Source organism: Ruegeria sp. CF2 (assembly GCF_056537385.1).
The window spans coordinates 2,103,080-2,129,497 of the sequence record NZ_JBQFRL010000001.1 but is presented as its reverse complement, the minus strand read 5'-3'; the positions used below and the strand labels follow the sequence as shown (position 1 = coordinate 2,129,497).

At 51.9% G+C, this 26,418-nt stretch carries 18 protein-coding genes; 10 read left to right on the top strand and 8 right to left on the bottom strand.

The window, feature by feature from the left end; translation table 11 throughout:
• Positions 1–134: 134 nt before the first annotated feature.
• Together ACR0IR_RS10530 and ACR0IR_RS10525 are read left to right on the top strand one after the other, a co-directional pair.
• Positions 135–1,607, top strand: coding sequence for a DUF2779 domain-containing protein (locus tag ACR0IR_RS10530; RefSeq protein WP_480779084.1), 1,473 nt, complete (start codon positions 135–137; stop codon positions 1,605–1,607).
• Between the two features lie 352 nt (positions 1,608–1,959).
• Positions 1,960–2,379 (top strand): HNH endonuclease, encoded by a 420-nt coding sequence (locus ACR0IR_RS10525; RefSeq protein WP_480779083.1) that lies wholly within the window; start codon positions 1,960–1,962, stop codon positions 2,377–2,379.
• 448 nt (positions 2,380–2,827) lie between these two features.
• Here the strand turns inward: ACR0IR_RS10525 and ACR0IR_RS10520 are convergent, their stop codons facing one another.
• A complete protein-coding gene (locus tag ACR0IR_RS10520; protein WP_480779082.1) occupies positions 2,828–3,448 on the bottom strand; it encodes a thermonuclease family protein in 621 nt (206 codons plus the stop codon).
• A 392-nt stretch (positions 3,449–3,840) separates the two neighbouring features.
• Here ACR0IR_RS10520 and ACR0IR_RS10515 point away from each other — a divergent pair, with 392 nt between their 5' ends.
• The 5 genes from ACR0IR_RS10515 (at position 3,841) to ACR0IR_RS10495 (ending at position 9,827) form a co-directional block, all read left to right on the top strand.
• The gene (locus tag ACR0IR_RS10515; protein ID WP_480779081.1) at positions 3,841–5,121 is read left to right on the top strand and encodes a hypothetical protein; all 1,281 of its coding nucleotides are present in this window, start codon (positions 3,841–3,843) and stop codon (positions 5,119–5,121) included.
• Positions 5,121–5,900 carry a COG3904 family protein gene (locus ACR0IR_RS10510; protein ID WP_480779080.1) on the top strand — a complete coding sequence of 260 codons (780 nt, stop codon included), beginning with the start codon at positions 5,121–5,123 and terminating at the stop codon, positions 5,898–5,900. Before ACR0IR_RS10515 ends, ACR0IR_RS10510 begins: the two co-directional genes overlap by 1 nt.
• A 128-nt stretch (positions 5,901–6,028) precedes the next feature.
• A complete protein-coding gene (locus ACR0IR_RS10505; protein WP_480779108.1) occupies positions 6,029–6,319 on the top strand; it encodes a thermonuclease family protein in 291 nt (96 codons plus the stop codon).
• A 99-nt stretch (positions 6,320–6,418) separates the two neighbouring features.
• The gene (locus ACR0IR_RS10500; RefSeq protein WP_480779079.1) at positions 6,419–9,097 is read left to right on the top strand and encodes a 3'-5' exonuclease; all 2,679 of its coding nucleotides are present in this window, start codon (positions 6,419–6,421) and stop codon (positions 9,095–9,097) included.
• Between the two features lie 358 nt (positions 9,098–9,455).
• A complete protein-coding gene (locus ACR0IR_RS10495) occupies positions 9,456–9,827 on the top strand; it encodes a cupin domain-containing protein (protein WP_171123510.1) in 372 nt (123 codons plus the stop codon).
• Positions 9,828–10,153: 326 nt separating this feature from the next.
• On the opposite strand, the gene ACR0IR_RS10490 is transcribed toward ACR0IR_RS10495, so the two are convergent.
• Positions 10,154–11,740, bottom strand: coding sequence for a tyrosine-type recombinase/integrase (locus ACR0IR_RS10490; RefSeq protein WP_480779078.1), 1,587 nt, complete (start codon positions 11,738–11,740; stop codon positions 10,154–10,156).
• Between the two features lie 514 nt (positions 11,741–12,254).
• Between ACR0IR_RS10490 and ACR0IR_RS10485 the strand changes: the two genes are divergently transcribed.
• Positions 12,255–12,458: a hypothetical protein gene (locus tag ACR0IR_RS10485; RefSeq protein WP_480779077.1), complete on the top strand. Its 204-nt coding sequence runs from the start codon at positions 12,255–12,257 to the stop codon at positions 12,456–12,458.
• A gap of 160 nt (positions 12,459–12,618) precedes the next feature.
• Here the strand turns inward: ACR0IR_RS10485 and ACR0IR_RS10480 are convergent, their stop codons facing one another.
• The 5 genes from ACR0IR_RS10480 to ACR0IR_RS10460 form a co-directional block, all read right to left on the bottom strand.
• Complete coding sequence (locus tag ACR0IR_RS10480) at positions 12,619–13,812, bottom strand: Wadjet anti-phage system protein JetD domain-containing protein (RefSeq protein ID WP_480779076.1); 1,194 nt, start codon at positions 13,810–13,812, stop codon at positions 12,619–12,621.
• Between the two features lies 1 nt (position 13,813).
• On the bottom strand, positions 13,814–17,377 hold the full coding sequence (locus tag ACR0IR_RS10475) for an SbcC/MukB-like Walker B domain-containing protein (protein ID WP_480779075.1): 3,564 nt from the start codon (positions 17,375–17,377) through the stop codon (positions 13,814–13,816).
• A 12-nt stretch (positions 17,378–17,389) separates the two neighbouring features.
• Positions 17,390–18,178 carry a DUF4194 domain-containing protein gene (locus ACR0IR_RS10470; RefSeq protein ID WP_480779074.1) on the bottom strand — a complete coding sequence of 263 codons (789 nt, stop codon included), beginning with the start codon at positions 18,176–18,178 and terminating at the stop codon, positions 17,390–17,392.
• A complete protein-coding gene (locus ACR0IR_RS10465) occupies positions 18,175–19,614 on the bottom strand; it encodes a Wadjet anti-phage system protein JetA family protein (protein ID WP_480779073.1) in 1,440 nt (479 codons plus the stop codon). Before ACR0IR_RS10465 ends, ACR0IR_RS10470 begins: the two co-directional genes overlap by 4 nt.
• A gap of 113 nt (positions 19,615–19,727) precedes the next feature.
• Complete coding sequence (locus tag ACR0IR_RS10460; RefSeq protein WP_480779072.1) at positions 19,728–20,537, bottom strand: BrxR family transcriptional regulator; 810 nt, start codon at positions 20,535–20,537, stop codon at positions 19,728–19,730.
• 72 nt (positions 20,538–20,609) lie between these two features.
• On the opposite strand from ACR0IR_RS10460, the gene ACR0IR_RS10455 reads away from it, so the two are divergent.
• Positions 20,610–21,755, top strand: coding sequence for an exonuclease SbcCD subunit D (locus ACR0IR_RS10455; protein ID WP_480779071.1), 1,146 nt, complete (start codon positions 20,610–20,612; stop codon positions 21,753–21,755).
• Positions 21,752–24,832, top strand: coding sequence for an AAA family ATPase (locus tag ACR0IR_RS10450; RefSeq protein ID WP_480779070.1), 3,081 nt, complete (start codon positions 21,752–21,754; stop codon positions 24,830–24,832). Before ACR0IR_RS10455 ends, ACR0IR_RS10450 begins: the two co-directional genes overlap by 4 nt.
• Before the next feature lie 699 nt (positions 24,833–25,531).
• Here ACR0IR_RS10450 and ACR0IR_RS10445 read toward each other — a convergent pair.
• Positions 25,532–26,290, bottom strand: coding sequence for a hypothetical protein (locus ACR0IR_RS10445; RefSeq protein WP_480779069.1), 759 nt, complete (start codon positions 26,288–26,290; stop codon positions 25,532–25,534).
• Positions 26,291–26,418: the final 128 nt, after the last annotated feature.

Genomic DNA, 26,418 nt, shown 5'->3' with positions numbered 1-26,418 from the left:
AAATTTTGAGGTTGCTTTCACCTAACGGCACGGGAGCCTCAGTGCTCGGGGTCATTGGTTAACTCCGAGCCGAGACAAACCGCCTCCCCGAGACCGTTTACTGATCACGTCAATTCTGGAATGTTGATTGAACGATGCTGTCCAAATCAGATTACATGATTTTTCTCAGGCACCCTGCCTGGCTATGGATCAAAAAACACGCCAGGCATCTGTTGCCGCCAATTGACCCCACATTGCAAGCACGCTTTGACGAGGGGCACGCGTTTGAGCCTTATGCAGAGGAGCTTTTTGGTGACCTCGTTCGCCTCGGTTTTTCAGATTTTTCAGAATACCAGGCTCTGCCCGCGCGTACTTTGGAGGCTTGGAGAAACGGTGCAAACGCAGTGGCGCAGGGACGTTATGAAGATGGAACCATAACTTGCATCTCCGACATCGTGAGCCGCAGTGACGATGGGTACGTTCTGACAGAGATCAAGAGCGGGACTTCTGCAAAGCCCGAGCACACTTTTGATCTCGCATTCCAGCGTGTTGTGCTTGAGGCGGCCGGGTTCCCCATTGCGCGTTGCGAAGTGGCACATGTGAACCGTGATTACGTCAGAAACAGCGAAATCAACCCGCAAGAGCTTGTCGGCATCACTGACATCACGGATGCGGTAACTGAGCAGCTCGAAAAAACACGCACGCGTATCGATCAGGCATTGAGCGTCGTTGCCAGCGGTACGATGCCTGATCCGTCCCCCGAACGTGCGCGCCTTAAATCCTATGGTGAATGGCTGGAGATCCGCGAGAAGCTAGACCCTCCTATCGTGCAAGACAGCATCCACCGCCTTCCGTTTATGAACGCGGAAAAAGCCTCAGAACTCATCGCAGACGGGATCACAAAGATTGACGAGATCAGTGATCCATCTGTGTTGGGCAAATCGACACAGCGCTACTTGAGAGCAGTGGCGAACGGTGCACGCACTATCGATCATCAGGAGTTAAGCAGGTTTCTGAGCGAGATTGTCTATCCGGTCTATTATTTTGACTACGAGACGTCTCAGAGTTTGGTGCCACCCTGGGACGGAACGCGTCCCTATCAGCAAGTGGCTTTCCAGTATTCCTTGCATATCCAGCATGAGCCTGGCGGAGAAATTGAGCACAGGGAGTATCTCCACCGAGACGCCAGTAACCCGATGCCAGCCTTGCTGAAAAGGCTACGTGAGGACATGGGTGAGGTTGGCTCCGTTGTAGTTTGGTATGCGCCGTTCGAGAAATCGCGCAATACGGAGATGGCGGAAACTTATCCAGAGCACACAGAGTTCCTGGAAGGCCTAAACGCCCGCGTTGTAGATCTGATGAAGCCGTTTGCGGATGAAGTGATCAACGATCCCGCGTTCAAAGGAAGCGCCTCTATCAAGGCCGTTCTTCCAGCGTTTTTGCCAGAACTTTCATACGACGATCTGGACATCAAAGAGGGGGCGAGCGCGTCCCGCCTTTGGAAGGACGTAACACTGACGGAACCGGATGATCCAGCGCGCGAGAAGGTATATGCTGATCTTGTTGCGTATTGCACGCGCGACACCTGGGCAATGGTCGCAATTCATCGGGAATTGCTGGCGATGTGAGGTTTGCGTTTTGTCATAAAAGCTGCTGACGCTGATCTATTGGGTGTCGGATCTTTTGAGGTTTTTCCATTGGCTGCAAACATGAGGTGGAGGCACGCTAGAACGGCAAAATCCTGAATCCAGACTCCTGCCCGGCTCGAAATTGTTTTGCTTACCCTGCCGTCTTATGATGAACAGCGGCAGAATTGTCGGGTGCAAATTCGTAAACTTTAGTCTTCCCTCCGAGTATAGGAGCACACGCGTCGCAATTGACAGTTGCGAATTTGTTTTCGATATTGGCCGGGCGGAGCTCAAGCCAGATAGGCGTGTTCCGTGGCAAGGAACTAGGGCGTTGATCCTTTAGGCTGCACCCGTGAAGAGCAGGAAGCTTTCACAGCCGGTTCTCGATTTAAATCGAAACCAGGACTGTGAAATGACCAATAGTTTAAGAAGAATTCGCGATGAAAAGTATGCCGCTCAAGGTGGTCGATGCTTCTATTGCAATCAACCGATGTGGTCAGGATCACCGCTAAAATTCCAAACCGCCCATTCTGTTTCAGAGCGCAAGGCGCGTTGGTTCCAATGTACAGCAGAACACTTACTTTCTGTTTCGGATGGTGGATCAGACACTCCAGCAAACATTGTCGCTGCCTGCAAGTTCTGCAATCAAAGCCGCCACCGATCAAAGCAGCCACTATCGCCGGAAGCATATAAGCTAAAAGTGCTCGGCCGAATGGAAATGGGTGGCTGGATGCGGTTGAGTTCATCAGACACCGCACCGGCTAGTGGCTGAAAACGATTAACCCGCGAAACTCCATCGCTGCAAAACGTCTCGCGCTTTTGCCATATTCATTGCGTTTGCTATGTCGTTTTGCATTCCTTCGCGTGCCTGATCATCAAGCACAAGCAACTCGCTAAATCCACACGCAGTGCAAGTGATATCTTCATTCGAAATTGTACTATCGGTAGAGCCGCATTCTGGGCACTTTGCAAGGACATCGTCGTTGAACATTTCGCAACCTCTGGCCAGTTATTTCTAATCTAGGTCAGTTGATTGATGTTTCACGGGATCACAGAGCGCAAACTGGTTTTCCATTGACGCCACTGACTTCCTTTCGTTCGTTCTGGTAGCGTATCTGCCCGAATGCAAAACCTGATGATGTTCTGCACCGGGCCGAGGCACAGCTTTATCGGCTCAAATTATTTTCGATAATCCGGATTGGCGTTGGTTTCTGAAATCATCAGTTGTTCAGTTTTCGAGCGGCTTGCTTATCTTCATATTGCTTCCACAACCCCATATGTCCATTTTGTCGTGCGTTGGCCAGCCACAGCTTCTTTCGTGCGTCGGGCATTTCCATAGACCGGTACTGTCCACCGGAGAATTTTGGCCAATCTATCGCTAGACCAAGTTTGACCATTTCAGCGGATAGATCACGGCCATCCTCAAGGTAGCACTTCGCAACAGTCCGTCCGTGGGTGTCTTGCTCGGTCACCTCGGCCCTAATTTTTTGACCCTTGCAAAGCGAAACGAGCGCCCATTTCGCCTTCTTTCCGTAGGGATGGTTCATCTCAGGAGCATCGACGCCAAACAGGCGAACCTGTGTTTTCTTAATGACCAGTGTATCGCCATCTACAACGTACGCTGAACCCGCTAGTATCGTGACGTCGGGTTTCGGGACCGTATGATCCGGGTCAAAACGCTGTGGCTGCAATGTGCGCTGCTGTTGGTTCGTGGTCAATCCAGGTTTCTCATGCAAACCTGACTGACTCGACGGAGTAGTCGTATCGCCTGGCCTGTTACAGCGAACTGCAAAATAAACGGCGCCAGCCAAAACCAAACCCAAAACTATCAAGATTTCCACGAGACAGGCCTCCAAAAGTTAGGTCAATCAAAAATGTCGTACTGAATCAGGATAGACCCAAGCACACGTTCGGGTTGACTTGTTAGGGATACCTCATATTCGATCAAAGAGATGTGACGGATTTGCCCCGCTGGGCGTTTTCACGCATCGGGCGGCGAGGCAACCGATCTCTACCTATTGATATTCCCAGAGTAACAACCTGAATCTCAGTTGGTTCCTATTATTCACGTCTACTAGGACTCGAGGTGCAAGTTGACGGAAACTCACAGAAGAATGGCAGTTTCGCGCAAGCAATCGTTTCGTGACGTCGTGATGTGCAACCCAAGGTGAAAAATCTTAATGAATGATTAAGTAGCGAACTATCGCGTGATGAGTGTGGAGCAATATGCAGTATGACGGAGAACAAGGATCGCTTAACGGCTGAAGAAGCAAAGGGACTTCGTACGGCTAAAGAACTCGAAGGTCATCTTGCCTGGTTAGATACTTTTACTCCCGCAGCATTGGGGGTCCTAGCTATTGCGTCTGGCATTTACACCTATCTTGGTGTGTCCTCGCTGCTTGAAGATAATGGCGCGGTCTCATTCTTCGCTGCGGTCGCGTACTCAATCGCTGTCTCTGTCGGTATCTTTGTCTTCTGGAGCTATATGCTCCGTCTGTTGCCTTCGATGCGTACGGCCAGTGGTTTCATCGGTTTGACCATCTCCACGATTGTTGGCTCTGTCGCCATCATCGCCATGTCTAGCTGGCTTAACGCAGCCGCCCTTGCAGGTTCCGCAGCGGTCGAACAACACTTGGAAAACACTGTCCGTGACTACCAAGCTGCTCTTGAGCAAGCTCACGATATAGCTCTGAGTGGTCAAGCGTTGGGTCGCGAGGTGGAACGCGCCCGCCAGAGTTTTGAAGAACTCGCTGAACTGGAGCAATCCGGAGACCTCTCTGGAACCGCCGGCCGAGGCGCAGTGTTTCGCGTACTGACCCAAAAGGCTGAAGAATTACGCAATCTTGAAGAGCAGATTGCGGCACAGCAGGAACCTATCGAGGAAGCCTTCCAACAAGGCAACGAAATCCTCGCAAAGATGCGCGAGCTCACTGTTGCTCCAGGTCAAGTAGACCGCCGCTCTGTTCAATTCTCCGAGGAAAGCGTGAAGCTGGCGGGTGTTATCTCGCGCCTCAACCAGTACAGCGTGGCACCACTTGTTGCTCGTGCTGCTGAGGACCTGCCATCCTCGGTCGTACTTCCAGAGCTTGACGGGCGCAGTTCCGACGTACGAGACGCGCAATCGTCCACTATCAATTCCGTTTTGAACGCGCTGGATCAACGCAGCAAGACACTCAAGAACGCTGCTGATGAGGTCCTAGACATGGAGCCGCCCATCGAGACGGCATACAACCCGATTTCCAGCGCTGACGCAGTCATCAAGTACGCCCACAACTTCGTCCCTTCTTGGGCCGGAGCCATAGCCATCGACTTGCTGCCCGCTGTTTTGGTGTTTGTGCTGGCAATCACACAGGCGGCTATACGCAGCGGAAAGGATGGTATGAGCATCGAAGACACGCTGACACTGGCTGATCTGAGAGCCGCGATGAACGCCATGAAGGACGTAGAGGCGACAATGGGTGTGGCAGACGCAGCTATCCTTAACCGCGCCACTCCACAAAAAGATGAAACGTGATGGGCCTCTTGAGTCGCCTCGATCCTCGTTCAGGCCTACGCTACGTTCTCATCCTACAGCTCGCTATTGCAGGCGTTCTGATAGCTTCGGACGTTCTTGGTGTAGTGCCCAGCCCGTTCAAAGAGCGTGTTGAACTCCCGACCGGGCCTATATCCCCTGGTGATCAACGCCGCGAGTACCGCACTGACCGCAGTGATCCATCGCTTGTGCCTCAAGACGGGCCACTAGACGTCCCCGTACCTGAAGCATTTCCTGACCGATTGGACTTCACGGTTAAGGAAGTCGAAGGACTAGGGCGGGTACTTCTACTCAGCGGTCAGATAGAGGTGGATGACTCGTCTCGCTTCGCTTCTTACTTGTCGGACATGCAGGAGAAGCCTGACCTAGTGGCTCTTCACAGTCCAGGAGGAGTGGTTTCAGAGGCATTGTCCATCGGCAAGAAAGTTAGAGAGGCTGAGCTGGCTTCTGCCGTTCTCGCTGGCGCGATGTGCGTGTCCTCATGCCCTTACATCCTAGCAGGCGGAGAAGATCGCATTGTCTCGCTGCGCGGCCTTGTGGGTATGCATCAACACTACTACGAGCAGCCCCGCCTGATACCAGTCGTTTTCGCCGTCGAGGGTATCCAAAAAGGGCAAGGAGAAACCATGCAGCATCTCATCGACATGGGTGTGGACCCGGCGCTCATGTTGTATTCGCTGAATACTCCTCCAGAGGAGATCTATGCGCTTGTCGAGGATGAACTCGTGGATACCCGCATAGCAACCCAAATAATCGATTAACACCAGACACCGAGGACTTTGCCTTGTTCAAGAAGCTAACCATTGCCGCGGCGCTGTTCGCTACGACTGCCACTGCGGGTGGTCTCAAAGTACGTGATGCAGACACAATTGTTGTCGATGGTACTCCCGTGCGCTTGAACGGCGTGGATGCGCCCGAGCTTGGCACTCGTTCTGGTCAAGACGCAAAACGCTGGATGGTGAATTTCCTTCGAGGCAAGGACGTAGAGTGCAAACTAAATGGTGAGCGCACGCATGATCGCTGGGTCGGTGTTTGTTTTGCGGACGGGGAAGACATTGGGGCGGCCGTGATAGCGGCTGGACATGCTCTGGATTGCGCGAGGTACTCGAATGGGCGCTACAGGCAATTGGAGGCCCCGGCGGCGAGGTCGCGTCTAAAGCGGGCCGGTTATTGCCGGTAACGTGCACGGTTTGACAACGCACGCTTTGCGTGTCTTGTTTCAATTTGAGAGTGGGCAAATTGAATAGTGCCTAGGTACAAGATCTTACAAGAGACCAAAATGAGCAGTGACAGTGAGTATCCGCAAAGCTTAGTGCAAGTTTTTGGGACTAAAGAATTTACGCATTCACTTCAAAATCTATACAAGCTGGGCGGCACCCGTAGAAATATATTTAGAAAACTTCATGACTTAATTGGAGCGGTGGGCATAGATGGTGCAGGCGCCTTCAAGTCGTTCAAAACGACAAAGCACGGAGAATCTAGGATTAAGGGCTGTGTCAAGTACGACTTGGGTGACGCCTTTCGATTGATAACTGTCCAATCCAATCGGATTATTTGGTTGTTGTTCTGCGGATCCCATGACGAATGTGACAAATGGCTGAACCGAAACTCAGGGTTGACCCCTGTGCTACTTGAAGGAGAGGTTACGTATACCCGAGAAAATAAAGCGGGATCGAAGCCAGAGCTCAGAAGAGACGCAGTTCCGTCCGATTTTCATCTCATAGATCGACTTGATGAAAATCATTTGGATGAATTCCTAGATGAGTTTCCAGGGTCTGTCAGCCGCAAAATTAGTGTTTTGAAGTGTGAAGCAGACCCTGGCGGGATCTATGAAGTCTCCGGGGGTATAGAAGATCCAAATCTCGCTAGCCTAGCCCAAGACGTTCTTTTGGCGTTGTTGGAAGACGACAGGGAAGGGGCGGCTATGCGTCTAGACCTGCATTTTGGACGAGCAAAGACCGAAGGCGCTTGGAGTGACGCGGAAATTGTCACAATAAATGTAGGATCCAACGTATACGACGTGCTGTTTGGTAGTGAGGAATATCTCCAAAAAATCAACGAATTTGCGCAAAGCGGAAAATCGCTTGATTGGCTACTATTTATGCACCCAGAGCAAAAAACCATCGTGGATCGCGACTATAGTGGCTCAGCGCAGCTTTCTGGCGTTTCTGGAGCCGGCAAAACCTGCATCGCTTTGAGAAGGGCTATCCGCCTAGCCGAGAACGAGAAAAAGCCGAGAGTGCTGATCGTAACTCTTAACCAAAGTCTGGCTGGGTTGATTGATCACTTGGCCAAGTTGTCTTGCAACGACCCTGACGTACTGAAGCGCATTACCGTTGTTTCAATGTTCGAGCTATGCCAAAGATTGCTCGAGGAACTAGAGCCTGATCGCATTCGTTATTACGGTGAAGTCTCGGACAAGCTCGGTGACAATATCGACGAAGTTTTTCGTGAGTATTATCGCCAATGGCAAAACAATAACGATGCATCTGTTCTTTCACGTATTCATCGCAATCTTACGGCTCAGGGTATTGATGCTGAATCTTATCTTCGTGAAGAGTTTGACTGGATCCGGAGCGCACTGCCCACTCCGGACAGAGCAAACTACCTGGACATAGAAAGAAGCGGTCGTCGCCATCCCTTAGGTGAAGGCGCAAGAAATGCCGTCTTAGACGGGTTGCTCGGCTGGGAAGCAAAAATGGAGGCTGTCGGAATTACCGATTACCTTGGGTTGACCAAAGCCGTCAGCAAACACTTGACCGGTCTATCAGTGCATTACGACCATATCATAGTCGATGAAGCCCAGGATTTCGGGACAACGGAGCTGGCAATATTGCGGCATCTCGTTGCCGAAGGACCAAACGATATTTTCTTGTGTGGAGATATCGCGCAGCACGTTTTGCCCAAACACCGTGTCTTAAAAAATGCGGGGATAGTGGTAAGCGGGCGATCCGAGAAAATTACTAGAAACTATCGCAACACACGCCAGATCCTGGAGGTTGCTTATGCGGTGTTGTTGAACAATCTAGCAGAGGAAATGTTGGATACCGCCAAAGACGATTTGGAAATTCTGGATCCTAAATACGCCAATCGATCTTTAAATGATCCGGTTCTTTTGAAAGCCGACAGTCTCGAGGAGGAGTTGACCTATGCGGTGACACACTTGAGAGACTTCGTCCAAAAAAAACCAGACAGCACCGCATGTATCGTCATTTCCGGCTACAAACATACGGAAATAAAAGCGTATGCCGAATATTTGGGCCTGCCTGCATTGGACGGCACCTTGGATCCTTTTAGTGAGTCACTTGTAATATCTGATCTTGAGCAAACAAAGGGTTACGAATTTGATACGGTTGTAATTTTGAATTGTGAGGATGGTATACTCCCTCCCGCAGGCGTGCCAACGGATGAGCTCTACAGGTTCAGTTGTCAGCTTTATGTAGCAATGACACGCGCAAAGAACGACTTGTACTTATCTTATCATTCAAATCGTAGTCGTTGGCTATCGGACATTGGCGAGCAGCTAACTGAGTTTGAATGGGGTGACATAGAAAGCCTTTCTGCTGAACAGTTGTTGTCGAAGCCAGAGCGCTTGACGGACGTTGAGTGGTCAGAAAAAAGAGAGAGTGACTTGTTTGGTTTAACGGGTCACCAGTTTTGTTTCACAAAACACTCGATGGGATTGTCCAGTGAGACAATAGATAAGCTGATTGAGCTGGTTGATGGCAAAGGGCTACGAGCAGCAGGAGGCCGCAGAAGCCTAAAGTGGCGGTCAGTCAGAGATGCTGTAAGGGCCGTTGTAGAAGACCCAAATGCCAGGAGAGTGTTCGGTCCTGAGGTGTCCAGGGAGTTGCGCGAGAGGTTTGGCGAGGAACTAGGGCTTGTGTCGACGACTGGAGCGTCGCCCATTGGCGCAAGGCCGGCTCGGCGTATTTTAAGTCTTAATCAAAAGATGTGAGTGTTGGCAGCCTGTGCCGCGATCAACAAGGTTGGAGCAGGAGCTAGGTATGTTGAGAATAGAGAAAGCCTGACGGACGTAGAGGCAAAAAGCCTGTGGACGGCAAATCTCTGTGAAAACGATCTGGCTTGGTCTGAAGGGTTATGGCTTGTCACCATAAGGGTTATGGCAATCTTGTCTGGTAACTTTCCGATCCCGGCATCTACTAGCCTCTAGAGGGCAGAGGTGCAGTCTTCTTTTTGTTAGCTGTTGCGAATTCCATCGCTATCTTCGATTTCTCGAGTTACAAACTCAGATTTCTGTGGACGTATGGCGCAATACATATGCTCCTTTGACATGAGGACGATTGGATTTAGAGATGTTTGAATACAAACCCGGGGATGATGTGGGGCACCTAGATGACTGGCCCTTTGATAACCCTCTTAGTGACTATCAAATCAAGGAAGGCCACCCACGTGCTTCAGGTCGTGTGGATGCTGGAGGTCCTGGACATGCGACCCGTGCCGGTATTTGGCGATGCACAAAGGGTTCGTTTGAGTGTACGGAACAGGGGGATGAATTGATGACCATCTTATCCGGGAGCTGTCGTTTGATTGACATGCAGAGCGGTCAGGTCAGTGTGCTTGAACCGGGAGACAGTCTTTTCGTTCGGGATGGAAGCCGTGTTACCTGGCACATTATCGAGGATGTGACAAAGGTTTTCTTCGGACATAAAACGGATGGGTATTGAAGCGCACATCGAATATGATCGAGTTTCGCCAGCAGCCCAATGATTACCCGAATTTTGGCTTTTTCCCTTTTTGCCGGCGGCGCTTTCCACGTTGCAATTTGCAGAAAGCAACGGATCTCTAGGACTTACTCAAACAAAAAACCTTCAAACAAGCCTTTGTGAAACGTGCCGCCATGCATCTCGACTGACCTGGTCAGGTTTAGTCCTCAATCAAGGCTCCACTCGCGATGGCCAAAGAGAGTTACACTTGGTACTTAAACTGGATCTGGGCGACATCTTGTAACCCATACGATAACATTGAAAGGGTCTCTTAGGTCAAAAGGTCTCTATTTTCGGGATTTCTGCATCTTCTTTAGAGACGCCCCTTTCCATGGAATTTGCTTCTGCTCCTCGTAGGTTTGCAAGACGGCATTGACCCAGAGTTCCATAGAGTCTTTCTTTAGTTCCATGTAAGCTGAATGCGCTCCATATGACTTCTCTGTTACATTTGCCGGGCTTTGCCTCATTCGATCAAAAACACGCTGGTCGTTTTGGCTGAAAGCGAGGATCGCGGGGTCTTTGATAGAATGTGTCAGAACTGCTGAGGCGCCACCGGGATATCCTGCGTCGCTGAGAAAGTCCGAAAGGGTTCGCCTAATATCATGTGGCGACCACCAGTCGATCCCTTCTTCCGTCAGCAAATCCGGCCAGGGCTCTCTTTTCGGACTCACCCGTCTATCGGCCTCAGGCTTGTTTCGGTCTCTGCCGGCCAGTCGGGACAGGATTTGATACGCCCCTGACCCAGTGACGTTTTTGGTCAGGTCTTGCGCGGAAGGCAGAAACACTGCGGAGCCATCGTAGTCCTCGCCCATCCCGAGGAACCTGTTCAGGTGATCAACGGCTTGTTTCGGTAAAGGTAGGATGACGCGTTGCTTGCCTTTAACCTTGTCCACGTCCCAGGACGCCAGTTGCCATTTCTCCGGCGCATGGATGTCCGTCACGAGGTCGCTTTTCAGCGGCGAGAAGGCCGCTCCGGTTCTTTGACAGGTCAGTACGGCCCACCACAAGGCGGCAAGTGTCCAGGGGTGTACCCCATTTTTCCTGCATTGGCGTTTGGGCAGTGGATGGTTCAGAAACTGCTCGGCAATCCATAGGGTTCTCACTGCTTTGTCCAGTGCCGGCATCCGAGTTTTGGGATTCACAATCACTGGCGATGACAAGTTGGGCCACCAACGGTTTACTTCTCCAAGACCGCTTGCGCCGTTGTGCTCCCTGGCACACCAAGTGAGAGCTTCTCTTGTATAAGTCACGACTTTAAGCGAGGTGGAAACACCGTGAGCTCTTCGGGTGTCATCCCTGACTTTCTCAAGATCGCCCTGGGTGAGGCGGGTAACTTCCTGGTCCAAGATGTTTCCCCAGGAGGGGCGTGACATCATAGATCTGATATCTTTGACGGTTGAGGGCTTGATCTGTTTTCTGCCATTTAGAGATTGCTTGTCTTCCAGGGTTGCTTCAAAGCACTGCCGCAAGGTCCATCCTGATGGAATTTCCAACAGTTTTGCCACCGCTGCCTCGTGATCGTGCCCTTGATCTCGATGTGTCATGTACTCATCAAATTTGTCTGGCTGAGACATGAGTACAGACCTCACGTTGGCCGCTCTCTCCCGGGCGACTTTCACGCTTGTGATCGGCCGTTCTGTGGGACGCGGGTAAAGTTGCCCGATGGTTTTGGTGCTTTGCTTGTATTTTGCAAGCCAGACGGCGCGATGGCCTCGCACGCGCAACAGCAAGCCCAGCTTACCGTAGTCTTTGTATGTGTAGGTGCCGTTATATCCGGCTTCAGCCATCTTCTCGGCTCTGTTTACAATGCGTCTGTCAATTTCGCACGCTTCTGTCGGCATGATTTGTCCTTCAAATAATGATGTGAAGGGCATTGCATGCTCCAGGGCCTATGTCGTTTAAGGCTGGTTAACGGCTGTTGATTTCTTGCAGGAAGGCACTTTCAGTCAAGCTGCCTGTAAGCAACCACTCAACTGTAGGGCGCTTCACATTACACCCGCTCAGCGATGTTCGCAGTTTGTTACACTTGGTGAATTCGCGTCAGAGTTGTGAATATGCGGCCCAACCAACATGGACGAAGCCTGGGTCCGACCGTCGCACGGATGGAAGTTAGCGGATTTGATATCTTGGTGATCGCTGCCAAGTTGGGTCACCGGAATGTCAGTGCCATCATCCGATACATTCGTTCAGGTAGGCGGCAGACAATACCCGCCAGCCGAAGCAAGACGGCAATGTGAAAATCTGGGCGACCATAATTCTTTGCTTCTTAATTTTCGACGTATGCCAAGTTTAAAACAGTCTCTGGATCGGGGCAAAATCCGCAATCCTTATACCTGAGATTAATTTCGGCCTGCGATAGTTGACCGATATTCTAAATGAGGATTTGACATGAAAAAACTTGCAACCATCGACTTGCCAAAGACTAACGCCAACGCCTTTGAAGTGCTGGTACGCTGCCAGAACGCAGCCGAAAGAGCAGGGGCCGAGCAAGCCAGAATTCAGACCTTTCTGGAGAACGCCGTCCAGGGTGACTTTGAGCACTTGTTACGTGTGGTTAAGGCTCACTTCGAGGTTTCAAAAGAAACCAACTAAAACAGAACAAATTCATGGGTGATGACGTCTTTGCAATAGGTTTGAACTAAGAAATACCTCAGCGACAGACGCTAAGGGGCGAAGTAGGGCGCGGATACCGGAAGGGGGAGACTGTGTTGTTGGGTCTTAACTTAATCCAATTGTCTACCTGCCGCCAAAGTTATCTCGTTTGATCAGAACGACATTGAATGGGAATTGGGGCAAGCTCCTCCTGCTCCAGACTGAAGGCGTTTTCTCCCGATAGCCACTCAACAAGCTCTCTTGCGGGAGACTCATCTGATACCGAAATCTCTTTGAAGAGCTTTGGGGTGCCTTTGTCTTGCGCCAACTGCGGTGCCATCTGATGTAGGCTGAAGGGGGCGTCAGACGCTTTCCAAACGGCATCAGCGATTGCAGCACCTGCCATGTCGATATCTCCCCAATGAAAGACGCCTTGGGAGACGTTTTGCGAGAATTTTCGGATTAGTCTCTTTTCTCCGGCCCCAGGCCATCCACCAGTGTAGAGCACGGCCATTCCTGGCTTCAGGGCTTCACTGACATAGAGGTTGAAGGATGCGTAGTTTTCAATGGTAACAAGCGCCTGGAGTGGCTGGATCTCCAAGTCTTCAATCAGGTCGGGATGAATGCCAATGTGTCGCCCAAGGTCGAAATGCGCTTTGGCAAATGGGATGTCGGCGGTGAACTGAACCAGGTGTGGGAACTTCTCCAGCCCCAGATCTGCTTGGATCATGTCGTCATGAACATCGGCGCCGTATCTGCCGAGTTTCCGCAGTTCCGCGATAATCCGACTCATTTGGCGTTCGATCAGCTTGGAGTCTCCGCATTCCTGCCGGGAGTAGGTTCTCAAATCGCGCCCATCCGCTTCATCCTTTCCGAGAGCGGCTGAATAGGCTTTTACGAAATCCTTTGCGGATGGAATGTCATCTTCTCTGATCCGATGCGGCCTCCTGCCACTCCCCCATGCTTCCAGAAGCCTCTGCGCGACCAAGAGGGCTTCTTGCTGGTATTTGGAGGGCAGGGAGTTCAGGAAGTCCGTGAGGACACTTCTGGCGCCTTCCAGCTTGTCTCTTTTGGGCTTGCGTCCAGTGGCATCATAGAGGCGCTGGGCATCCGTCAAAGTGACGCGCTTCATCAGGTGGGATAGGTCACCCTTGTCCATTTGAAGTTGCACGGCACCAAGAGACTGTGCGTGCATAATCATTCGCTTGAACTTCTCTTCTTCGTCCAGCGAGGTGAAGTTCTGGGAAACGAATTCCGCAATACTCTTGTTTGTGCCGCCGGACAGGCCTGCGCTTTCGAAGCGATCCAGGAGGCGATGGAGGAGGGTGTTGGCGTCCGTGTGTCGTTTCCGCATATTAGGCCTCTGACATGTCCAAGTTTACGGCACCTTCCCCCATGGCGAGCCGGGCGCGGTATCCTTCCAGGCCAATCCGTTCCGGGTTGGCCGCCATGAGTTCTTCTCTCAGTCGTTGCTTGGGGTATTCGGGATCAATGTAGAGTTCGGTTTTCCCTGGCTCTTTGGAGATATTGATAATCGTGTCCATCAGCTCCATGAAGCTTGTTCTCTTTTCTTCGGGCGCGGCCACAAGAATTTGCAGCCCCAGGTCCTGAAAGAAGCGGATCAGTTGCTGGGTGTTCTTGATGTCCAGTTTTGAGAATGCCTCATCAAAGCAGACCAGGCCCATGCCTTCATTGTCGCCCGGACGGGCATTGGGGAAGTAGACCGCCGCCATGGAGGCTGCAATGGCCACATAGTAGGGCGTTTGCTTCTGTCCGCCGGACCCTTTTGCAGAGCGCTCGGACAGGCTGCCAAGGATCTTGACGTTGGATTTGCCCTCGTTTGTGTCATCCATGCTGTCGATGATGTATTCATCCACTTCATCGGCCGTCATGTTCAGCTCGTAGCGGAAGTACTGCCGGTAATCGACAAACTTGGCCTCGGTGCCCTCGTTGGTGAAGATGTCGCGAATGATTTCCACCGCTTCATCCAGCTGGGCATTGCCGCCCTGCGACAGCAGCTCGTTGGCCCGGGTTGGATCTGCGGCCACCTGCTGACACATCTGGTAGAGCGGCAGCATGGCCGGATCCACGGATCGGTTGAAGAAGTAGGTCAGACCCTCAAACTTGTGCTTGGACAGACGCTTGTTCAGCTTTCTGAGTTCGGTTTGCGCACCCACAAAGCTGTCATTCAGTTTTAGCACGAGGATTTCACGCACCTCGTTGCGCACTTCGGCTTTGCGCTCCTCAACCTCGCCTTGGTATTGACGCAGTTCGTTGTCTTGCAGAGTGAAGAACCGGGCAATCAACCAGCGTAAAATCTGCTCAGGATCTTGCGAGCCAACTTTGATGTCTTCCTGGTATTTGTTCAGGTACGGGTTGATTTCAGAGCCACGCAAAAGCGGGGCAAACCTCTCGGCCTTTCCGAACTCTTTGCGCTGGGCTTTCAGAGCGACGATCCGCTCCTCGTGCCAGTCCGGATCTTCCGGGTTTTGGCGTTCAAGCTGTTCCTTGATGCTGGAAAGGCGATGTCCTCGTCCGGCATGCTCGATATCACGGAAGGCCTTCCGAAATGTCTCGTAAGGCTCACCAAAGTCAGCCTGAAGCATGGTCTCAGCTTTATCTTTTAGGTAGCTGAGCTCCTGGCTCCGCTCGGTCACTTTGAACTCGATCCGACCAAGTTCACCCGAAATCTCTTTTTCTTCTTCGGGGATATCTTCCTCGACCATATCCCGCAGCGCTTTGATGCCTTCCTTAATGCTGTCAATCTCGCGCATGACGGCAGCGACTTCTGGAGGCTCATCAGCCTCGCGACGCTCTTTCAGGCTTTCGATCTGACCCTTTGCGCTGTTGAGGGAGTGGATTGCTCTGGAGACTTCATCCACATCAATGCTGGCCGCGGATGACAGGGCGTTGATTCCACTGCGCATATCCCGAACCAGGTCCGTTCTGACAGTAATCTCCCGCGCAAGCTGGTGGGATTCCATCTGCAAGGTTTGGATCATTGCGGTTTGTGCAGCCAGGCCAAGGATCGGGTCCTGCATCTTTGAGACGCGTACGGTCAGGCGCTCGCTTCGCGCACCTGTTTTGGCGACACCGTTCTCATAGTTTTTGAGGTCTTTTTCGTCATCCACCATGATGATGGATCCCAGCATGTCATCCAGGAACTTGCGAACAATCTCATTCTCAGTTCTCAAGACGGCTGCAATAGAACCTTCTTTAGCCGGTCGCATTTTGAAGCCGCTGGCGATCTTCTCGCTTTTGATCAGGCGGACGCGATCATAGTACTGCTTACCAAAACGTCGGCCACCACGCATGATGCGAAAGGCTTCATCGAAATCCTTCGGGTCGACAAAGACGGCTTGCCGGTAAGGGCCCAGCACGCTTTCAGCAGCCCGGACCCAATCTTCCATACCAGGGGTAATTTCGACAATGGAAGGCAGCGCTTGCCCAACGATCTCCTGGTTTACGAGGTCATTCAAATAATCCTGCACCTGCGGGTCCAGAATAGGACCTGTGCCGTGACGGTTTCGGAGTTGACGGTCGAGGTCACCTTTCCTGGCTTCGTCGTCGCGCAACTTGTGAGCTTCCGTGTCTCGATTGGCATCCAAGGCGTCGATGTGGTTTCCAACCGACTTGATGGTCGCAAGGGCCTCAAGCAGGGTGTCCACAGGAACACCGATATTGCCGGTCTTGCGAATATTGTCCCGGATGGTCTCAATCGTCTCAACTTCCTTCCGGGCGATCTTCACCTTGGCGGGAAGGTAGCGATCCAGTCGTTCGGTCCCTTTGAGGTCAAGAGCTTTCCTGAAAGAAGACAGGATCAGATCAGCACAGGTGCCAACCTCTTTTTCAAGGGCTTTGATTTCACGAACTGTGGATTCGCGACTTTCCGAAACTCCGCTGGAGGCAACAAAGGCTTCCTTGCGGCTAAGGGTTTCCTCATCGGTTCTGATTTCAGATCGGATCCGTGCCTTCTCAGACTTCAGGTGCTCCAGGCGTCGTTTTTTCTGGCCAGCCTCAGCAGAGAGCTCCTTTACGATGGCGCTCTCTTTTTGGATGCCGTGCCAGGTCTGTCGGAAGTCGTTGCCCTGAACATTCTGAACGAATTCCCCATACCGGACATAGTGCCCCTGAATACGGCGCACCTCTTTGATCTTATCCTCGATCTCCTGGATCTTAGCGGAGATCTCTTCCCAAGTTTGCAGGTTTTCTTTCAGCGCGTCTGTTTCAATGGGCTTCTCTTCGAGCACAAAGTTCCGAATGAAGTCTGTCGGGTTTGCGATCTCCTCAAAGGCAATCGCATTGCGCAGGCGCTTGAGGTACTGGGTCGCGTTTGGAGCTGCCCCTTTGATCCGCATGGTGCGCAGGTAATGGTCCACGTAGGCGCCGGCCTTGTTGTTGAATGTCTCCCACCCTTTGCCGGACCTTTTTTTCAGGCGGTCCAGCAGAACCTCAGGAGAGGCGACGATCATCTGACCATTCTCATCCCGATCAGCCAGCTCATTGAAGCTGAATCCAGCACCAGAAGCCACAAAGCGCATCTTGGTAATCTCTCGTGGTATTTCATCGTCGGCATGAAGCCACAAGCCGATGGACACCTGATGCTTGAGCTTGGCATGCTCAAAGGTCATCGCAATGATGGAGTCGCAGACATTGCGAACTTCACCCAGAGCCTTGGTCTCTTCTGTGACGCCCAAGCAGTATTCTTGAACGGTTCGGGTCGACTTGATGCTACCCGCAGCCCGGTTCAGGCGCAGGTCGCGCTTCTGGTTGCCGCTCAGCACGGTTTGCACGAGATCCAGCAGGGTTGATTTACCAACGCCCACCCGACCAATAATCGCCGTCGTGTCCTTGATGTCGATATCCTCGACATCAATCAGGTTCCAATTCATTGCGGAGATACGGATCAGCTTATACATTTTGCTATCTTATCACTTACCAACGAAAAGGCCGGGCTGTTCAGGCTCCGCCGCATCGGGGTTCAGAAGTTTCTCTTTTTCTTTCTCAGCAGCCAAAGCTTCGGCCGCAGCCTCTTCGGCAGCAACGCGCTGGGCTTCGAGATTTTCGATGACCGTTTCACCTTCAGGATTTCCGGTGATTGGGTCTGCGGCATATTCCATGACCTGCCGCGCCAGGTCCGGGCTGACGAGCTCCGTGATGACCGGCATGATGATCACTTCCATGATCTCTTCTTCCTTGTCCTCGTCCCCAAATCGGATGAAGCGCCGATCAGCGAGCCGGCTCAGGATGTCTTTGACACGGCCTGTGGCGGGGATCTCACCACCACCCAGCGTCATATAGCGATCCAGAAGGAGATTGGTGTCGATCATAATGCGGCCGAATTCGTCCATCTCGCCATCGCGGGAGCCTTCCTCCCACATGATACGCAGAGCAAAAAGGAGAATGGTTTCATCCTTGCGGAATTTACCGCGGTTCGATTCAACATCCATCTGGCCCGGCTTCAGGTGGAAATACTGATAGGTGCTGTCATAGGTCAGCTCGTACCCAAAGGACGCCATCAGGGCTTTGAAATAGGACCGGTGACGCGCAATGATCTGGTAGTGGGTCTTCTGACTGTCATCAGCGTGTAGAACCTGGCGCAGGAGCAGCTCCCGCGCAGCCTTCTGAAACCGAACAACGATCTCATCTTCCTCTCCGGCATGCGGATTATCTTTTTTCTCTCTTTCGACGCGAGCCTCAAGCTCCTCGAGAAGGATCATGACTGCTCTCCAATTCTAGTTGTCTTGCATGTTCTGGTTTGTTTGGATCTTCTGACCCGGAAGTTCGGGATCGTGATCCATTCGTTTTCCACGAGGCCAGGTTCCTTGGTGATCACATATTCCTCAAGCCCGTCGGGGAATTGCGTTGCCAAATGCGGGAGGCGCTCGAAGACAAAGAAGTCATCCAGATTGGTGATCTCCATTTCGGATCCCTGCTGTTCATCCCGGTCTTTCAGGGCACGCTCAAGGTAGATCCGAACTTTTGCTTCGCTCACGCGTGCCCGGTCAGCATAGGCGCGCTTGGCATCCTCAAACATCACAAGGGCCGGATCGCGCTGTTTCTTTCGGGCAACCACAGGAACCGCAGGTCTGGGCTTCTTGCGTGCCTTGTGGAGAGAGTGGGGGCCAACAGGCCGGTCAAAGCTGATCAGGTCGCACTGGATGTCGAGATCTTCGTTGGAGGCTGCGCTTGACGCGCCGAGTGCCTTCGCGGCTTCGATAAACTGACCCGTCTGGTCATCGCCCATGCGATCCAGGAAGCGCGCCACATTTCGGATGCGCCGTTCAATCCGCAGGTTTGCGGCTTCGATCATGTCCAGGTGGAGATCGACAGCAAGGAATACTTCGGAAATCGTGTTAAGGTCAGTAAGGATAGATTCTTCGGCGACATCAGCTTCAAGATTTAATTCTCGCCCATAAGCGCGAGTAAGATCATTCAGTTTGAGCTGATCTTCCATGAGGAATTGAACGCGATCAACCAGCTGGTGCCGGAAGCGGTAGGGGTTGTTGCTGGCCCGGAGTTTCTTGAAATCTGAAATCAGCTCATCCGTGATGTAGGTCACGAAAAAGCTGTTGATGACTCCGCCAACTGTGGACTGACCCTTCATGTCCTGTTCGATTTTACGCATGGCGCCGATGATGGCACGCAGGTTGGTCATGAAGCGCCGGGAGTGGTTGCCGGCCGCCATGATGTTCTGAGCCTTTTCATCCGGATCGATGATGGCGGACTCAACGAGTGTCTTCACCTGGAGAACTTCACCCCCAAAGGAGCGCACTTTCCCGTTCTTGATGTCCAGCAATGCCTGAAGAAACAGACGGGCTTCACTGTCCAGGTCCACGATTGTCTTGAGGCCGACACGGTGTTCGATCAGCCATCCACATCTCAGGAGGCGCGAATACACCGCCGTGTGCAGGTGATTGTTCTCCGCGGAGAGGTCTTCATCCTGTTCCAGCTGTGACTGCCATTTCCTCTGGGCAATGAACTCAGCGATGGAAGACTGAAGCTCTTTCTTTTTCATTAGGTCTGCCGAAAAGGCAAAGACTTTGGTTTCCAGATATTCGAGCAGCAGCGCATAGAATTCACCGTTGCTGGTCGCGAACAATTGGAAGTGTCCGCGTTCGATGGGGCCAAATACTCTTGAAGACTGCTCGTTCATTTAACCAAAACTTCTCAGATATTGGATATCAGGGGGTTGGATTGCTCCAGAAAAATGGCTGGGCTTGATAGGTGGTGAACGGCCTAGTTGAACTTCGTTCGCCGTAAATTTTCTCAAACACTCTCCTCGACTTTGACTGCGTAATCCACACGTTCGATCTCCAGCCGGCTCCCCACCTGATCGAGCCCCCAACGACGTTTTGCGTAAAACTCAAGCGCCTTTCTAGTTTCGACACGAAGAGTGGGCTGAGAAAAACCGTATTCCAAGCGAACCATGTCTGCCTGCTCTTTCGTAAGACCAATTCGCGGGCGTAAATAAATGCTCGCAAGGGTGTGCCAATCTTCGTCCCTAGGCAAAATCTCTTTTAAGTCCTCCAATACGAAGCTGCTTTCTGGAGCGACGCGGATTGGAATGTAGTCTCGGTAGCCTTCATGTTTGAAGCTATAGGCACGCAGGTGGACGCGTTCCCCATCCGAAGCAAAGCGCGACGGTGCAATCCATTGGTCATCGGTTTCACCCGACGACATTGATACGTATCGAATTGAAATCGCTTTCCTCAATCGCATCGCACGGAAGAGTAACGAGGTCACTTTAGGATCTGCCCTGCGACTCAATGCAGGTAGCTGGTCCAAGGGGTTGGGTGGCGGGCTCTCCAAAAGGAGTTCCTCCATCAGCGTCTCGTTTGTTTCAGCCAATGCCTGGTGATCTGGCTGTGAAAAATACGACTTGCGTTTTGCGTCGTAGGTCGGTGCGTTGTCGCTTGAACGTTCTAAATAGAGCCGGAAATCGAGTGCTGCCTGGGCTTCTGAAATGCCAAACTTCGCCAACAGATCGCGACGGTTCGCCATGCCGCGCCAGGTGAAGCACTGGTCCAGATACTCAAGTCTTTCGCGCTGTGCGTGTTTCAGGTCTGCAAATGCCATGTCAGCAATTTAGCTTGACTTGCGGTAAAGTCCATATAAAAAATATACGTGTAATTATTATACGGTAAAGATATGCGCATTCTTCATACTGCGGACCTTCATATTGGACGTCAGTTGCACGGATTTTCATTGGCCGAAGATCACCAGGTCGTGCTTGATCAAATCGTTGCGGCATTGGCAGAGCATCAGCCTGACCTATTTATCATTGCGGGCGACATCTTTGATCGACCCATTCCGCCGGCGTCTGCCACAAAACAGTTCAATCGATTTCTAAACCGTTCAAGGGAAGTCTGTAGCGCCGCCATTGTTGCGATTGCCGGCAATCACGACAATGGTGATCGGATCGAGGCGATGGCAATTATGTCTGATCCGGAACATGATCTCATTCGCGGCGCGCTACGAATGGATGAACTTCCGTTAATCCTTCGTGACACGGCAGGGGAAGTTGCTGTTTCCGCACTGCCATTTGCTTATGAAAATGCCGCTAAGGAGTGCTTCGAAGACGAAGGTATCACTTCGCCAGAAGAGGTGATTAAAGCTCAGATCTCGGCGGCGCGTAAACACGTGCCTGCGGGCGCTCGTTGGGTCATCGTGGCGCACGCCTTCGTGGCCGGCGGAAAAAGTTCCGAAAGCGAAAAGACGCTGACACGCGTTGGCGGGATTGAATTCGTGTCCGCTGAGGTATTCGAAGGTGCCAACTATGTTGCATTAGGTCACCTTCACAAACCACAGACGGCGGGCGGCGACGTAATTCGCTATTCTGGCTCTCCATTAGCATTTGGATTTGATGAAGAGGGTTCTACGAAGTCCATGACTCTTGTCGATTTGCAACCTGACGGCGGCGTGGACGTTTCTCTTTTGCCACTAACTCCAAGGCGTGAACTTCGAACTGTGAAAGGCCGGCTTGAGGAGTTGCTCTCAACCTCTCCCTCAGACGACTACTTAAAAATTGTTCTGACAGACAACACGCCTCAGATCGAACCTATGCCACGGCTGCGATCAGTCTTTCCAAATGCATGCATACTAACCTACGAGCGCGACGAGAGTGCAATTGAGACAAAGCCAGACGTCGCGGCTCGGCGCGCATTACTCGACGATCCAATAGGCCTTATTGGAGCTTTTATGGAACAAACACGTGATGAGCCGATCAGAGAAACAGAACATCCTCTAGTAGTCAAAGCGCTAGCAGATCTGCGGGATAAGGAGGCGAGTGCATGAAACCTATTCGGCTATCAATGACTGCCTTTGGGCCCTTTTCTGGCAGAGAAACGGTGGATTTCCGTGCAGCTTTGGATGCTGGGTTGTTCGGCATCTATGGACCGACCGGGTCTGGCAAGTCGTCAATTTTTAACGCGATGACTTTCGCCCTTTTTGGGGAGAGTTCCAAAGCAGGACAAGAGTCCAAGGCACTACGGTCGGACCACGCCGATGCAGCAACCCTGACCGAGGTCGAGTTTGTTTTTGGGCTTGGCGAAAAGACCTACTTGCTCCTGCGGATTCCTGAGCAAAGCCGCCCGAAAAAGACAGGCGCTGGTGGCGAAACCAAACAGCCGCACGAAGCCTATCTGTTCGATGTCACTGGAATTGCAATCGACGACATCACGCAGAGCAACTGTGGAGTGGTGCTTGCTGAAAAGAAGATTAGGGATGTCACCGCGGCGGTGGAGCATCTTCTCGGATACGGAGCAGAACAATTCAGGCAAATCATCCTGCTTCCACAAGGTGATTTCGAAAAATTCTTAACGTCGGGAACTGACGAGCGGCTGGGCATACTGGGCAAGCTCTTTGACGTTTCACAATACAAGGCGCTTGCTGAATGGTTCAAAGAAGAGGCCTCGGAAGCGGCGCGAACAGTCAGGGATGCCCGTCTCGTTTACATGGGGCGGTTGCAGTCAGAGGGATTTGAAAGTCGAGATGCCCTGGACCAGGGGATTGAGGAGGCGAATGGTCTTGTCGCCGAACGCGCTGAAGAGGAGAAGGCTGCACAAAAGGCTTCAGAGATGGCTGCCGAAGCGCTCAAAATGGCTGAGAGCGTTGAAAAAGCCTTTCAGGCTTCCGAAGATGCAACGACGAACCTTGGCAAACTGCTGACCCGCGAGGATGAAATATCCGCCCTGAAAGCAAGTGTTTCGGGCGCCAAAATAGCTCAGGGATTTCTCGATGCCGAAGTCAACTTCGAGGATGCCGGTGGTCAGGTATCAGAGGCTGAGGCAGACTTAGCCGAAAAAACAAAAGAGGCGAAGGAAGCGCGACAGCATGCGGAAGCGGCGGCCGCCGCGCTTGCGAGTGAACAATCCCGCAAAGGCGAAATTGACGACCTAAAAAAGACAGGTTCCGACCTCGAACGGCACAAGCAAACCATTGAAGGTGCCTCAGAGAAACAGAAGTCTCTAGCGGATGCGGAAAACCATCTTACTGAGGTCCGGCAACATGCTCGTGGTACTGCATCTAGACAAAGCGAGTTAGCCGAGGCGCAGCGGAAGGCCTCTGAAAATCTCGAGCGGGCTAGAAAATCGGATGTCGAGCGAGCGAACCTCGAGCGCGCCAAATCAAAAGTCGAGACAGTGGTGGCGGCCGCACGGGCGTATGACACGGCCAGGGCAAAGCTAGCCTCTGCTGAAACAGATCTTGCGGAAAAAACCGCCGAAGAAGCCAATGCAAGTAAGTTGGCGGAGGTGGCACAGCGGGCTTACGCCGATGCGGAGGCAGAGCTGTCACATGTGCAGGCCCTTTTCCTTGCGAAGAAGTTGGAAGACGGACTCCCGTGTCCAGTATGCGGTTCGACCGATCATCCGGCGCCGGCAGACGGGTCCCCGGAAGGTTCCGGTTTGACCGATGCTTTCAGGAAAGCCGCAGGAGCACTCAAGAAAGCGCAATCTGCATGGACAGAGGCAAATGCAAATTTAAAAGCGGCGAAGAAGATTCTCGAAAGCTGCGTCAAGGATCTCAACGCGATGGCACAGCCATCGAGGTCGACAGAGGATTGCTCGGAGGATCTAGTCGAGATTCAATTGAAAATCGACAATCTTGGAGCACCCGCTGATATTGCTGCGCTGGAAGGCAACTTAGCCAAGGCAATAGAAGATGCGAGCGCTGCTGACGCGGATGAAAAGAAGGCGGCTGAGCGGCTGAGCGAGGCTGAAAAACAACATTCTCTAGCCAAACAGGCACTGCAAATCGCCTTGAGTGGCGTACCTGAACACTTGCGGTCCAAGGCGTCCTTGAATTTAGCAATTGAGGAGAGCGCAGCAGCGGTGTCCGCGAGAGAAAAATCTTTGCAGGAGGCAAGTGAGAAAGCCCGAGAGACGTCAGACACCGCGTTGCTGGCAAGAAAGGGAGCGGAAGCTGCGCAGGAAAGTCTCAAAAAAGCTAAGGAACGCCGCGATCAAGCTTGGGCGAGATTCACCCAACGCTTGTCGGAAGCCGAAATGAGCATTGAAGACTTCAGGGTTCACAAAGCCGACGTTGAACGAATCGAGGCGGACGAAGTAGTAATCAACTGTTACCAAGAAGACGTCATCGTGGCGCGCGAAACGGTCAACAATGCGGCGAAGGCGGTGGAAGGGAAGGAGCGTCCTGATCTTAATGAGCGCCGCCGTGCCGAAGAGGCAGCAAAGAAATCATTGAATGCGGCGTCAAAGGCAGTTGGTGCCGCTCGGGAGGCACTTACCCGTCTTGAAACGCTTGCGGAGGAGATTGCCGCTGAGGTCGCCCGTGTGGATGCTCTTGAGGTCGAAACAGCACCACTGCGAGAGCTTTCGGCTCAATTCAACGGTGACACTCCGTCAAAACTCACGCTCGAGGTCTTTGCGATCCAAGCGATGTTCGATCAGGTTTTGGAGTCGGCCAATCTAAGACTTGGCCCGATGAGTAGCGGTCGTTTTCAACTCGAACGAGAAGCTGACGCAATCGGAGGACGGGCGAAACGGGGGCTCGGGATCCAGGTTTTCGATGTTCACACGGGAACCAGTCGTCCGACTGCTAACCTTTCGGGCGGAGAAACCTTCATGGCTGCCCTTTCCTTGGCTTTAGGCCTTTCAGACGTCGTTGAGAGCAATACGGGAAGTATAAGGCTAGATACGATCTTTATCGACGAGGGGTTCGGGAGCCTGGACGCTGAAGAAGGAGCGGGAACACTGGACCAGGTTCTTCAAACGCTGACTAATAATGCAGGCCAGTCTCGGGCTGTTGGTCTCATATCGCATGTAGCAATGGTCAAGGAGGCGATTCCGAACGGCTTTCAAATCGAAAAAACACCTCGCGGAAGCCATATACTTGAACGAGCAATTAGATGATAAATTCCCATAACGAAAGCGCTGAAGTTTACCTAGGTGAACGGACTGTTCCTCGAAACTTGGACAATGAATAGGCAGAAAATGTAGTTCCCCTATGTGCCAAGGCGCAGTGTTCAGGCGAAAAATCATGTGGTGCACCCGAAATCAATGGGTCCTAACCCTAGCTTCTGAAACGTGAGTAAGTGGTGAAGTCGTTAGAAGATTCGAACTAATCTTTCTGTAACACTTCTGTACTATCGCAAAATATGTCGACAAAGTTCGATCCTTAGGCCGACCGTTTCCCTCGAAATTGATCGGACGCTATGTCCGAAGCAAAGTTTGGGGTAATCTGATTTGAGCCGCTTTGCTCGGACGCTTGGTTTCCAGGCGCCCTGGTTGGATTCCCAAAAGCGGAATCATACTGTTGAGCTAAGTAATTGAAATTTGAAGCAATTGAATCTGGGGGTGTTATTGGGGGTATTCGTGGCACAGATCGAGAGGATGAACCGTTAAAGGAACGTCCAGCCCTCATCCAACATCAGATCTCGTGCCAAGCTGGTCTCCATCGCAGATACCGGCTTGAATCACGATCAGCAGTCTCTGAGAATCCCATTTGACCGGGCGATCTAGTTATCCATAAAGATAGAAAAAGGAACGGGTTCAGCATCAAATGGCCCGCATCAGGGGCAACGCCAATCTCAAAGATGTATAAAAGTCGGGTCAGCTTAACCCTTCTTCTTTCATGATCGTATCGAACTCCTTGATCATGTCAGTAAGAAACCCAACGGCCAATAACTGCATCGCCCGAGTAAGTTCAGCGGGTTTCGTGCTCTCGTAACTCAAAGGGAAGACATTCGGAGAAGTCGAAACGACGTTTTCTTCTCTTTGTAGATCCTCCCAGTTCTCCAAGGTTCTTCCAATCAGCTTTTCTTTAGAAATATAGGTTACAATGATGCTCTCAGCGCCCCGAGATTGTATCGCAAATAGGCCATCAGAAGTTGGTACTGGCACCGAACTTTCTTGTTTGAACAAATTAATCGTTGCAATCCATCCGGCAATCCTCTTGATATACGCTTTAACATCCCCGAGTGTTCTAGCGCCCCCCCTGAGATATAGTCGTTGAAGCGCGTGATTTGTTACAACTGAGTGCGCCCTTTCGTAGTGCGTCCAAGAGCCCTTGGCATCTTGATCGAAAAAATGACTACGTAAAACTAAGCGAGGTAATTTACCTTGCTTTTGGTTTGCGACCAGAAACCTCAGCTTTCGATGGTTTTTTTGAAAGTCGAAACCAAATACCTCATTCTGGAAGGTGTGCAGTAGGGAGTGAGCAAGCCGCTCCCGATCTCGCCGGCTTTTCCCTTTGCCGTCTGACCTCCTCAGAGCATCTGTGAAGACTTCCGAGAAATTGCCCTCAGAAAGCCGGCACTCCTCAACGATCTGGCGCGCAAAGCCTTTCGCTAAATATTCTTTTTCTTCCAATGGATAGCTCCAATTTTTTCGACACGTTTACTGGGTAAGGTGGTTGTTACAGTCTTGATTTTCTAAACCGCTATTCTCAAAGCGCCCGGTGAATTACCTATTTCGAATTTGACCAAGAACGTGAGCAA